The sequence below is a fragment of the Facklamia sp. P13064 genome, from assembly GCF_050409425.1.
GTDB lineage: Bacteria > Bacillota > Bacilli > Lactobacillales > Aerococcaceae > Facklamia.
Map to the genome: position 1 here is coordinate 64,155 of NZ_JBNUPM010000003.1, position 12,601 is coordinate 76,755.

Here is a 12,601-nt window from a genome sequence, read left to right on the forward strand (position 1 = left end):
GAGTATTAAAGTATGCGTTTAGATAAATTTTTAAAAATATCGCGAATTATTAAGAGAAGAACCGTAGCTAAAGAAGTAGCAGACCAAGGAAGAGTTCAGATTAATAGTCAAGTTGCTAAATCAAGTTCGACTGTCAAAGTAGATGATGAAATAACCATTACTTTTGGTAACCGTGTAATGACAATAAAGGTAAAAGAATTACAAGAGTCAACTAAAAAAGAAGACGCAGCGAAGATGTATGAATTAATTAGTGAAGAATTCACTAAAATTAATTAAAAACCAAATATTATAGGGTGCATTCTTATTAAATTACTGCTATACTCAAAAATGAGAGAGTGGTGAAAAAATTGAATGAAAAAAATAATCAGTCAGCCAATCGTAAAATCATCCCCTTTGATCAAAGCGCAGGTCATATAAGCCCTTCAAAAAGCAAACAGGAGTCTTTATTAAAGTATATAGCGTTTTCAGTAGGGGTCTTTTTGACTTGTTTATCGCTTTTCTCTCTTCTTCAAGCGCTTCATAAGCAAAGTGAAGTCAACAGTCAATTGGTTCAAGCGGAAGAGAGATTGAATAAGGTTAAAGCGGAAAACAAGCAGGCAGAAAAAGAGTATATTTTATCAAAAGACAAAGATTATATTGCCAAATTGGCCCGCAAAGATTACTTTTTTTCAAAAGATAACGAAATAATCTTCGATCTAAACGAAGAGTCAAGTGAACAGTAAAAAAATTAAAGTATTAATAGGAGGAAAAAGAATTATATGGCGGTAGAAGTAGGACAAAAAGTTACAGGTAAGGTTACAGGAATCAAAAATTTTGGAGCCTTTGTTGCCTTAGATAATAATCAATCAGGATTAGTCCATATAAGTGAAATCTCAGATGGGTTTGTTAATGACATCAACGAAGTATTATCATTGGGAGATGAAGTCACCGTGAAGGTGGTTTCGGTAGCTGATGATGGAAAGATCGGCTTATCAATACGCCAAGCAGTTGATAAACCAGCCAACTCTTATCAAGATAAAAAGAATAATGATGGGTCTACTGCCAAGTATCGTAAACCAAAAGAAGCTGCTCGTCGCAATTTCCATCAAGAATATCCAAAAGTTCCGCAAGGCAAGGGTAACTCTTATCCTAACCAAAATGTTTCTGGTAAATATGCTCAAAAAAACAATGATGATTTCGATCAATTAATGAGTAATTTCTTGAAAGATAGTGAAGATCGTTTAATTTCACTGAAACGTAATACTGAAGGAAAACGAGGCGGACGTGGTGGACGCCGTAGTTAATTGATAAAATATTGCCGACTGCAATAGACTTTAGCCAGTCTATTTGCAGTCTTTATTTTGAACGAGGCAGAGGTGGTAAGCTATGGAAGCAACCTTTCGACAATTTAAGAATAAAGTAGAATCTTGGCCCGGTTGGGAAGAATGCAAAACGATTGTTTTAGCTATTTCTGGAGGCGTTGATTCGATGGTTCTCCTCCATTTAATGATAGAGTTGGTTCAATTAAATGAATATAGGGATCGGCAATTAGTAGTGGCTCATTTTAACCATCGACTAAGATCCCCCGAAACTCATGATAAAGAACAGACCCTAGTTGTAAACACGGCTAAGAGTCATCAATTGGTTTACTTTGTATCTAAGTGGGAGAGTCCAAGCAAGTCAAATATTGAAGCAAATGCTAGACAAGCACGTTATCAATTTCTAGCTGATGTTTTAGATGCTAGTAAAGGGGACTGTTTAATGACCGCCCATCATCTAGACGATGCTGTTGAAACTATGTTTATGCGAATGATTCGAGGGACTTCGTTAAAAGGATTGACGGGAATACGTGATAATTATCAAAGAGTCATGAAAGCTAGTAATAATGAAATTACTGTGACAGCCTTGATGCGTCCTTTAATTAATTTTAGAAAAGCAGAGCTCTATCAATACGCTGAGAACCACCAGATTGTTTACTATGAAGATGAAAGCAATCATGAAACAGAATATTTAAGAAATCGTATTCGCAAGCAGTACTTACCTAAAATTGAACTTGAAAATCCGCAATTTTATCATAATTTATTTGCGATGCAACAACAGCTGACCTCTTCCTACCAAGCACATTATGAGACTTATATGTGTCAAGAACCATTATTATTAGCTAAACTTGAAGACAAGCGTTGGGCCTTTGATGTTAAAAAATGGCGTGAATTGTCTGATGATTTTAGAGAAGTCTTTTTGACCATTTTTTTCGAAGAGCGCTTTATAGAAGTGGCTGGTCAATATGATAAAGAGGCTATCAGTCACTTGCTGGATCAAATTTTAAATACTGAAACACCAAATTACCGCTTTAATTTAGCTCCAGGATGGGTGTCGCGTCGAGAATATGATTACATCTTTATCGAGCCGGAAGAAAGAAAAGCACCAGCTCTTTCTGATTATCGAGTGGACTTATCTACCAATAATAAGTGGTTTAGCCTAGGGAATGGGCTATGGATTGGTCTTTTCAACCGCTCTTTTGTTAATAATCAAATGCGTAAGGCAGTAGATGATTTCTTGGCACTTGACCTATCAGAAGAAGAGAATCCCCCCGCCTTTCATATTCGTCATCGTCAAGACGGGGATTTGATTGAGTTGAAGTCAAGCAAAGGAGCTTATCACAAGAAAATTTCTAGAATCTTAATTGATGAAAAAATCCCTTCATCCGTAAGAGATAAAATTTGGTTAATTGTTAATGACACTAACGAAGTGATTTGGATGATTGGTCATCAGAGTTCCTCTAAGTACCAACCACAAAAACCAGAAAATATTACACATTACCTTTTGATTCAAAAGATGTACTAAAAAGGTGCAAGAAAATAAAGAGTTATGTTAAAATACATTAATACACTTTGAGAAAGAAAAGGAGTCAATATGTTAGAACAAGATGTTTTAAAAGTACTTGTAACAGAAGAAGAATTACGAGCTACTGTCCAACGACTAGGTAAAGAAATTACAGCGAATTACCAAGGGAAAGAAGTGCTGGTAGTAGGTATCTTACGTGGAGCCGCTCTTTTTATGGCAGATTTAATCCGTCAGATGGATTGCTATGTAGAAATTGACTTTATGGATGTTTCAAGTTATGGATCAGCTACAGAGTCTTCTGGTGAAGTCAAAATAATAAAAGACTTGAATAGCAGTGTAGAAGGCAAGGACATCTTAATAGTCGAAGATATTATTGATACTGGAAGAACTTTAAAGTATATCATGGATCTACTAAACTTTCGTAAAGCCAATTCTATCAAAATATGCAGTCTACTAGATAAGGCAGAGCGTCGTATAGAAGCAGATGTCAAAGTAGACTATGTCGGAGTTGAAGTTCCTAATGAGTTTGTAGTAGGATATGGACTAGATTATGATCAAAAATATCGTAATCTACCTTATATTGGGGTCTTAAAAGCTGAAATCTATTCTTAAAATAGTCAGTGAGACTAATTATTTTTATCAAAAGATTAAGTATATTTTTAATCAATAATCGAAGTTAAGGAGAAAGAAACGAATGCAAAAACCTAATCCAAATCGAAATCCCTTTCGAAATCCCTTTCGAAACACCCTCGTTTATATTTTAATCGGTTTGGCTATTTTAGGCGGCTTTAGTTTAATGACAGATGGTGGATCGTTTTTAAATTCTACTAAAAAGATCACGATATCTGAATTTGTTCAACAACTTGAAGCCGATAAAATTGCTGAATTTGAGATGCAACCGGGAGCAGGAGTTTATCATGTGAAAGGTAAGTATCAACCGATAGAAGCTGAAAACAAAACGAGTGATAAAGCGGTTGAAGTCATCAAAGGTGATAGTAAAACTCAATTGTTTGAGACAGATATCTTACCAAATGATTCGACCATTAGCCAAGTGACTGAATTAGCCAAAGAGAAAAATGTAAAATTTAAATCAATGCCGGAGTCTTCAGCAGGTATTTGGTTAAATTTTTTACCTATCCTACTATTACTGATTCCTAGCTTTTTCTTGATGTATACCATGATGCAAGCTAGTGGTGGTGGCGGAAAGGGTGTCATGAACTTTGGTAAGTCTAAGTCTAAAGATGTCTCAAAACAAAAAGTCAAAGTTAGATTCTCTGACGTTGCCGGTGCCGATGAAGAAAAACAAGAGCTAGTTGAAATTGTTGAGTTTTTAAAAGAGCCTAAGAAGTTTACAGCTCTAGGTGCAAGAATACCAGCTGGAGTGCTTTTAGAAGGACCTCCAGGTACAGGTAAAACCTTACTTGCAAAAGCCGTTGCTGGTGAAGCAGGTGTGCCTTTCTTCTCAATCTCAGGTTCTGAGTTCGTCGAAATGTTTGTTGGGGTGGGAGCTTCACGTGTCCGTGATTTATTTGAAAATGCAAAAAAAGAAGCACCAGCTATTATTTTTATTGACGAGATCGATGCTGTAGGCCGACAAAGAGGAGCAGGTATGGGTGGGGGCCACGATGAACGTGAGCAAACACTTAACCAACTGCTTGTTGAAATGGACGGCTTTGAAGGAAATGAAGGTGTCATTGTTATGGCTGCGACTAACCGTTCAGATGTCTTGGACCCGGCTCTTTTACGTCCCGGGCGCTTTGACCGTCAAATACTAGTAGGTAATCCAGATGTTAAAGGCAGAGAAGCCGTGTTGAAAGTTCACTCTCGTAATAAAAAGTTAGCTTCTGATATTGACTTGAAAGTGATTGCTCAACAAACACCCGGTTTTTCAGGAGCCGATTTAGAAAATCTTTTAAACGAAGCAGCTTTAATTGCAGCCCGCTTTGACCGTAAAGAAATTACAGCGCCTGATTTAGACGAAGCACATGATCGTGTGATTGCAGGACCTGCTAAAAAAGATGCTGTCGTTTCGGAGCGTCAAAGAAAAACGGTTGCTTACCACGAAGCAGGACATACTGTAATTGGTATGGTTTTAAGTGAAGCCCGTACAGTCCATAAGGTGACTATCGTTCCACGTGGTCGTGCAGGTGGCTATGCTATTATGCTTCCTAAAGAAGATCAATACATTGTTACCTATAAAGAATTATTTGAGCAAGTTGTAGGTCTTTTAGGAGGTCGTGCGGCGGAAGAAATTGTCTTTAACCATCAGTCAACAGGAGCCAGTGATGACTTCCGTCAAGCGACAGCTATAGTACGTAGTATGGTGACTCGTTACGGGATGTCTGAAACAATTGGAACCGTTCAATATGAGAGTGATAGCCAACCATTTGCAGGACGTCGCTATGGTACAGAAGACCATACCTCTTATTCTGAGCAAGTGGCTTATGAAATCGATAAGGAAATTCACCGTATTATGAAGGAAGCTTTAATGGAAGCTTATCGTATTATTAATGAGCACCGAGAACAGTTAAATCTGATCGCAGAAAAGCTCTTAGAAGTTGAAACCTTAGATGCTCGCCAAATTAAAGCTCTTTTTGAAACAGGTGAAATGCCTAAATTAGATGGAACGGAAGCAGCAGAAGTTGTGGAAGATCCGTCTGACTTTGAAGAGTCTAAACAAAAATCTTTGGAAGATGACCCTAAAGAAAATTCTAACGAAGATTTGGATTCAAAGGACGAAGTCAAATAGTTAAGTTAAAAGACAGGCCCTCGCCTGTCTTTTATCATCGAATGAAATAGAAAGAAGGGAAAAAATGAAAGGGCAGTTAATCAAAGCATTAGCTTTTGATGATCAAATACGCGTATTTGTAGTAGATGCGACGGACTTAGTTAAGCGAGCACAAGAAAAACATCAAACGTGGCATACGGCTACAGCTGCATTGGGGCGAAGCTTGGTTGCTACAGCACTCTTGTCAGCCAATCTAAAAGGGGATGACCGCCTGCTTGTTCAGATTAAAGGTAATGGTCCTTTAGGATTAATCTCTTGTGATGGCGATACCCAAGGTCGAATTAGAGGGTATGTATCAAATCCGAACGTGGCTTTAGAGTTAAATAGTAAAGGCAAGTTGGATGTAGCGAGAGCGGTTGGGCTTCCTGGTAGTTTGAAGGTCAGTAAATACCTTGCGGATTCAGAAGCTTTTACTGGCCAAGTTGAGCTTATTTCAGGTGAACTGGGCGAAGATTTTACTTACTATATGGCAGTATCGGAACAAACTCCCTCTTCTATTGGCTTGAGTGTGCTTGTCAATCCAGATGAATCAGTTCAATCAGCTGGGGGCTTTATGATTCAAGTTTTACCTGGGACATCTGACGAAGTGATTGATCAACTGGAAACAAGGATTAAGTCGCTTGGTTCGCTGTCAGAGTTAATCGACGGATCAGAAGCGATTACAGATCTTTTGGATTCATTAGTTGGATTGAATAATAGCCGAGTTATTTCGCAGCAACCAGTTGAATTTTATTGTCCATGTAGTAAAGAGCGCTTTCGTAAGTCACTTGCAGTTTTGGATTCTAATATGTTACAGCAAATGATTGACGAGGATAAGGGAGCAGAGGTTATTTGCCAATATTGTAGTGCGACTTATCAATTTAGTGAAGAAGAATTAAAAGCGATCTTAGCTAATCAATAAGATCGCTCTATTATCACCATGACAAACTGAACGACTTCATGTAAAATGAAAGGGACAGTATAAAGAAATAGTGGGAGGAAAGCCAATGTCTGATGTAAAAGATAATCCAGAATTCGAAGAATTAAATGACCAGTTAGTAGTCAGAAGACAAAAGATGCAAGAAATGTCTGAAGCAGGAGTCAATCCTTTTGCTGCAGGATTTGAACGCAGTGACTATTCAAAGGCTTTAATTGAAAAGTATGATCACTTATCCAAAGAAGACTTGCAAGAAAAAGAAGCGATTGAAGTTTCTATTGGTGGCCGTATCGTTTCTAAGCGCGGAAAAGGAAAAGCAGGTTTTGCTCACCTGTTAGACATGAAAGGTAAGTTGCAGATTTATGTTCGCCAGGATCAAGTGGGTGAAGCTGCCTTTACTTGGTGGAACGCTGCCGATTTAGGAGATATTGTGGGGGTTCGCGGCAACTTGTTTAAGACAAAAACAGGGGAACTTTCAGTTAAAGCAAAGGAGTTTATTCCTTTAACAAAAGCTTTAAGACCACTACCTGATAAATTCCATGGTTTGACAAACGTTGAACAGAAATATCGCCAACGTTATTTAGACCTAATTGCCAACGAAGAAAGTTTTGATCGCTTTGTCAACCGTTCAAAGATTATTCGCGAAGTGAGACATTATTTAGACGATTTAGATTATCTAGAGGTTGAAACTCCTGTCTTACATAATCTAGCAGGTGGAGCGTCAGCTAGACCTTTCATTACACATCATAATGCATTAGACATGGAACTATACTTACGGATTGCTTTAGAATTACATTTGAAGCGTTTAGTAATAGGCGGTATGGAAAAAGTATACGAAATCAGTCGTGTCTTCCGTAATGAAGGAATTGATACTACCCATAACCCTGAATTCACTATGATTGAAGTGTATACAGCTTATACAGTTTATACGGATATTATGGACTTAACAGAAGGGTTGATTCGCCATGTTGCCAAGAAAGTCTTAGGGACTGCTATGATTGATTATGATGGTAAAAAGGTAGATTTGGAAACGCCTTGGGCACGTCGCCATATGGTTGATTTAATTAAAGAAGAAACCGGTGTCGATTTCTGGCAAGAGATGACTCTAGAAGAAGCTAAAGCTTTAGCTAAAGAACATCAAGTCCCAGTTGAAGACCACGATTTGTCAGTAGGACATATTATTAATAACTTCTTTGAAGAAAAGGTAGAAGATACATTAGTTCAGCCTACTTTTGTTTATGGACATCCGGTTGAAATTTCACCATTGGCTCGAAAAAACGAAGAGGATCCACGTTTTACCGACCGCTTTGAATTGTTTATTGTTGGTAAAGAATATGCGAATGCCTTTACAGAGTTAACGGATCCAATTGATCAAAGAGAACGTTTTGAAGCTCAAATGGCAGAAAAAGATGCTGGAAATGACGAAGCGCATCCAGTTGACGAAGATTTCTTAGAAGCATTAGAGCACGGAATGCCTCCAACTGGTGGTTTAGGAATTGGTATTGACCGTTTAGTAATGTTATTAACGGATTCACAATCCATTCGTGATGTCCTCTTATTCCCAACATTAAGAAATAATTAAGAATTGAATTGATTAAGAAATTACCACAAACTGGATAGAGATTTGTTTGTGGTGTTTCTTTTGAAATAGTTAAAAATCTAAACCTCTCAACATTAAATAAAGGAGAATACTATGAATACAAGTAGAGCAGAAGCGTTTAGCGATGGAGTTTTAGCAATTGTTATTACTATCATGGTTTTAAAATTACAACCCCCAGCTAGTTTAGACCTAGCTGGATTGAAAGAAATATATCCGACTCTATTAGCCTATATACTAAGTTATGCATATGTGGGGATATACTGGGCCAATCATCATCATTTATTAGCCGTTTTAAAAACAGTCAATGGTAAAATTTTATGGCGTAACTTATTTTGGCTCTTTTTTATGTCTTTGATACCAACTTTCACGGAATGGATGGGCTTAAACCCTTCTGTTAAACTACCAGCCTTTTTTTATGGATTCATCTTACTAATGTGTGCTGTTTCTTATAATATTTTACAAACAGAAATTATTCGGGTGAATGGCAAGGATTCAGATTTAGCTAAAAAGATTGGTAAGGATTTCAAAGGGAAAGGTTCGATTGTTTTTTATATTCTTGCTTTGATTTTCGCTTTTTATCAGCCTCTAATTTCTTATCTAATATATGTGGCGATAGCTTTATTATGGATTATTCCAGATAAGCGACTAGAAAGCACCTTTTATAAATAGTCTTTCATTTATTTCTACGAATTTTTAAATATTGATATGGCAAATCATATTTTTTTAATTTTTGCGATTAATAGGTTATTATAGAATTAACACAATTAAGGAGGGCTAGTAATGGAATTTTTAAGAGAAGACCATGCCATTGTTTTACGTAATGAAGAAAACGAGATGATTGCCGAGATAACTTATCGAGATACTGATGATGAAAAGTTAGTGGTGGCTAACCATACCTTTACTTCAGATAGTCTTAGAGGTCAAGGAATTGCTGGTAAGCTTTTAGATGAGTTAGTAGCAGATATGCAACAGCAAGGTAAAAAAATATATCCCAGTTGTCCATATGTCATTAGAAAATTTGATGAGGAAGCAGAAAAATATAGGCATATAGATGCTCGTAAACACCCAGCTTAACAGTTGCTAATCATATAACCAAAAGTAGTTTCATCTACTTTTGGTTTTTTTAAGGTCTTTAATTAGACAATGAAGCGCTTCCGTGATAACCTTTTAATTAGTAGGTCTATTTCAAATATTTTAATAGTAAGTTGGAAAATACAGTGCTTACGACCTAAGTATTGATTTTATTTACAAAATATAGAAAGGAAGGATCAAGATGAGTTACAGTTTTATTGCAAATTTAAGAGAGTTACAAAGTCAAAAAGATTTGATGCGCCTTTCCCTTTATATGCCTACTAATCGTGGAGGTTTAAATAGGCAAGAAGACCTGATTCAATTTAAAAATCTAATTCAGCAAGTTAAATCTAAGCTGGAAGAAGTTGATAAAGATGAAGCAAATAAGATTTTAAAAGAAATTGAAAGAATTCGAAACGATAAAAATTTTTGGGATCAAACTAAAGAAGGTCTAGCCCTTTTTATCAGTCCTAAAGATGTTGAAGTTGCCTATTTACGTAATGAATTTAAACCTTCGATTTATCTAGGAAATGAATTTTATCTTTTACCTTTATTGGCTTATTATGAGGAACTTCATGAAGTAATCATTGCAGATATATCTAAAGATTCGGTGGACTTTTTTGATGCCAACCAGTTTAATGCCGAAGCCCTTACTCTAGACCCTGCGATTGAAGTGAAAGACTTTTCAGAGATTTATGATGATTTAGACGCTGGCTCTCAAGTCAATGTACACTCTTATGGCGGACGTCAAGAGCCTGGTATGCATCATGGACACCGAGCTGCTCCAGAAGAAAAAGATCTAGATCGCGCAAAATATTTCAATTACTTGCATAAAAAAATGCAAGAAGTAGCTAAACATTATCACCGGCCAATTTTATTAGCAGGAACAGTTGAGAACATAGGCCATTACCAAAAAGTTAATGAAAACAGCGCTATTTATTATGATTCAACAATCGACAAACCCTTCCAATCCATGGATGCTAAAGCGAAAACCAAACTTTTAAAAGAGACCCTTAGTCAAAATCAACAAGAATTCGCAAAAGAAAAGATTGATCAAATTGAAAAAGCTCGTAATCAAGGGAAAGTCATTCATGATTTTGAAGAGATTAAAGGGCTGATCCATGAAGGACGTATCGAAGAATGGGTGATTCAATATTTTACAGACAACTTATTAGATGGAGAGGCTTTAAATCATTGGGTGATCAAAGCCATGGATCAAGGGGTTAAAATCTCTCTCATTTTGGAAAAAGTTGAAGGGATTAAACAACAGTTTTCTGCTCTTTTAAGGTACTAAAAAAGAGATGAATTTATCCCTTTATAGCAAAAGATTACCAAACATTTTGGGCCATGTAATAGAATGAAAGCGATGCATGATTCCATAGTTATGCATCGCTTTTTAATTGTTTAAATAGATAGAGGAGTGATTCTATTTGAATCGAAAGACATTGACGATAGCTTTTGCCTATGTGGGAGTAGTAACAGGGACGAGACTGACTTCAGGCCAAGAGCTACTGCAATGTTTTATTAGGTTTGGTTCTGTTGGCCTATTCGTCATATTCTTGGTAGGGCTCATGCATGTCTTAATGGGTGCTATTGTCCGGAGCTAGTTTGCAGCAGCAATTTAATTTAAATAGCATTTGGGGTAGCGCCTTGTGTGTTCTATTAGTTTTGATTATTGCATCCTTTGATTTTGAAAAATCCAACAAATTATTGGTTTTTTACGCCGGTCTTAATTATTTTATTATCCTAGTTTTTATCGATACTTTATTTAACTATCGGTTTGATTTTGAAAAGATTGAAGTGATGAGTCAAGAACTCAATCAGCTTTTCCCTTCGATAATTTTGTCTAGCTTAAACTATTTTTCAATGTGTTTTATAACGGGTTTTTCCATGGCAGTTGTTATCAGTGGTGATGCCCTGCGCCCTCAGTTTACTTTCGCTTGTGCGCATCGCCTATCTAGTAAGCAACCCGACAAGTTTTACACCTACTATGTAGCAGTTACTTTAGCGGGGTTTGCTCTAAGTTTTTAGGATTTAAAGAATTAGTTGCTAGCATGTATCCTATTTTAGGCTTTATTTCTGTCAAGGATCGCTCCGCTTTCCTCTTTGACAGAAACAAAGAATTTTAGGACGAGACGTTAAGACATAAGCATGCCATTTTAGAAGCACCTTGTGTAACATATGTTTGACAACTCTAGAAAAGTTTTTAAAATATATGCGAAATTTAATTGACGAGGAAAAAACTACATGGTAAGATAATAAAGGTGTTTTTATTGACAGATACCTGAAACTCAGTCGTGCTGACTGCTATAGATTCACCCTGAAGCGCAGTTTTGAAAATTTCAAGCCTGCGGAAAATTTATATTTATAAATGACACACTTGGATGTGTGGACTAAGAAAATAATGGAAGGAGGACTTTTGATGCCAACAATTAATCAATTGGTTAATAAACCTCGTAAATCAAAAGTAAGTAAATCAAATTCACCCGCATTAAACGTAGGTTACAACAGCTTCAAACGTTCTAACACAAAAACAATGTCTCCGCAAAAACGTGGGGTATGTACACGTGTAGGGACTATGACTCCTAAGAAACCGAACTCTGCTTTACGTAAGTATGCCCGTGTTCGTTTATCTAACCTTATGGAAGTAACAGCTTATATTCCAGGTGAAGGCCATAACTTGCAAGAGCACAGTGTGGTACTAATCCGTGGCGGACGTGTGAAAGACTTACCAGGGGTCCGTTACCATATCGTTCGTGGAGCGCTGGATACTGCCGGTGTTAATGACCGTAAGCAAAGCCGTTCTAAATACGGTACTAAGAAACCTAAATCATAATTATAACAATCACCGATTTTTCGAAAGGAGGAGTTTAAATGACTCGTAAAGGGAATATTCCTAAACGTGAAGTGTTACCAGATCCAATTTATAATTCTAAAGTAGTAACTCGCACAATCAACCGTTTAATGGTTGACGGTAAGCGAGGTAAAGCATCATCTATTTTATATAGTGCATTTGATGTAATCCGTGAACAAACAGGCCAAGATCCAATGGAGGTTTTCGAACAAGCCATTGAAAATATTATGCCATTATTAGAAGTTAAAGCTCGTCGTGTTGGGGGTTCTAACTATCAAGTACCAGTTGAAGTAAGACCTGAGCGTCGTTATACTTTAGCGATTCGTTGGTTAGTGACATATTCTCGTTTACGTGGTGAAAAAACCATGGAACAACGTCTAGCACGTGAAATTATGGATGCAGCAAACAATACAGGTGCTTCTGTACGTAAGCGTGAAGATATGCATAAAATGGCAGAAGCTAACAAAGCCTTTGCGCATTATCGCTGGTAAGATTTATAATGGTATTGTTAACTTAGTGATTCTTTGTTAACAGATAATGATTCAAAAA

General features: G+C 36.8%; 14 protein-coding genes. All 14 read left to right on the forward strand.

Features of this window, described 5'->3' with window-relative positions; all coding sequences use genetic code 11:
• The first annotated feature begins 12 nt into the window (after window positions 1-12).
• The 14 genes from ACQV2S_RS02375 (at window position 13) to rpsG (ending at window position 12,543) form a co-directional block, all read left to right on the forward strand.
• Window positions 13-276 (forward strand): RNA-binding S4 domain-containing protein, encoded by a 264-nt coding sequence (locus tag ACQV2S_RS02375; protein ID WP_428873211.1) that lies wholly within the window; start codon window positions 13-15, stop codon window positions 274-276.
• Window positions 277-338: 62 nt separating this feature from the next.
• The gene (locus tag ACQV2S_RS02380) at window positions 339-722 is read left to right on the forward strand and encodes an FtsB family cell division protein (RefSeq protein WP_428873212.1); all 384 of its coding nucleotides are present in this window, start codon (window positions 339-341) and stop codon (window positions 720-722) included.
• Window positions 723-758: 36 nt separating this feature from the next.
• Window positions 759-1,283, forward strand: coding sequence for a S1 domain-containing RNA-binding protein (locus ACQV2S_RS02385; protein ID WP_428873213.1), 525 nt, complete (start codon window positions 759-761; stop codon window positions 1,281-1,283).
• Window positions 1,284-1,365: 82 nt separating this feature from the next.
• Window positions 1,366-2,823 carry a tRNA lysidine(34) synthetase TilS gene (tilS, locus tag ACQV2S_RS02390; RefSeq protein ID WP_428873214.1) on the forward strand — a complete coding sequence of 486 codons (1,458 nt, stop codon included), beginning with the start codon at window positions 1,366-1,368 and terminating at the stop codon, window positions 2,821-2,823.
• A gap of 69 nt (window positions 2,824-2,892) precedes the next feature.
• A complete protein-coding gene (gene hpt / locus ACQV2S_RS02395; protein ID WP_428873216.1) occupies window positions 2,893-3,435 on the forward strand; it encodes a hypoxanthine phosphoribosyltransferase in 543 nt (180 codons plus the stop codon).
• An 82-nt stretch (window positions 3,436-3,517) separates the two neighbouring features.
• Window positions 3,518-5,572: an ATP-dependent zinc metalloprotease FtsH gene (gene ftsH / locus ACQV2S_RS02400; protein WP_428884964.1), complete on the forward strand. Its 2,055-nt coding sequence runs from the start codon at window positions 3,518-3,520 to the stop codon at window positions 5,570-5,572.
• Between the two features lie 64 nt (window positions 5,573-5,636).
• Window positions 5,637-6,512 carry an Hsp33 family molecular chaperone HslO gene (gene hslO / locus ACQV2S_RS02405; RefSeq protein ID WP_428873219.1) on the forward strand — a complete coding sequence of 292 codons (876 nt, stop codon included), beginning with the start codon at window positions 5,637-5,639 and terminating at the stop codon, window positions 6,510-6,512.
• Window positions 6,513-6,597: 85 nt separating this feature from the next.
• Window positions 6,598-8,109 (forward strand): lysine--tRNA ligase, encoded by a 1,512-nt coding sequence (gene lysS / locus ACQV2S_RS02410; RefSeq protein ID WP_428884965.1) that lies wholly within the window; start codon window positions 6,598-6,600, stop codon window positions 8,107-8,109.
• A 111-nt stretch (window positions 8,110-8,220) separates the two neighbouring features.
• Window positions 8,221-8,796, forward strand: coding sequence for a TMEM175 family protein (locus ACQV2S_RS02415; RefSeq protein WP_428873222.1), 576 nt, complete (start codon window positions 8,221-8,223; stop codon window positions 8,794-8,796).
• A 111-nt stretch (window positions 8,797-8,907) separates the two neighbouring features.
• A complete protein-coding gene (locus ACQV2S_RS02420; protein WP_428873224.1) occupies window positions 8,908-9,201 on the forward strand; it encodes a GNAT family N-acetyltransferase in 294 nt (97 codons plus the stop codon).
• A gap of 199 nt (window positions 9,202-9,400) precedes the next feature.
• Window positions 9,401-10,492, forward strand: coding sequence for a hypothetical protein (locus ACQV2S_RS02425; protein WP_428884966.1), 1,092 nt, complete (start codon window positions 9,401-9,403; stop codon window positions 10,490-10,492).
• Between the two features lie 314 nt (window positions 10,493-10,806).
• Window positions 10,807-11,229 carry a hypothetical protein gene (locus ACQV2S_RS02430; protein ID WP_428884967.1) on the forward strand — a complete coding sequence of 141 codons (423 nt, stop codon included), beginning with the start codon at window positions 10,807-10,809 and terminating at the stop codon, window positions 11,227-11,229.
• Window positions 11,230-11,620: 391 nt separating this feature from the next.
• Window positions 11,621-12,034, forward strand: a complete 414-nt coding sequence (gene rpsL, locus ACQV2S_RS02435; protein WP_258436774.1) for a 30S ribosomal protein S12 — start codon at window positions 11,621-11,623, stop codon at window positions 12,032-12,034.
• Window positions 12,035-12,072: 38 nt separating this feature from the next.
• A complete protein-coding gene (gene rpsG, locus ACQV2S_RS02440) occupies window positions 12,073-12,543 on the forward strand; it encodes a 30S ribosomal protein S7 (protein WP_090289529.1) in 471 nt (156 codons plus the stop codon).
• Window positions 12,544-12,601 lie beyond the last annotated feature (58 nt).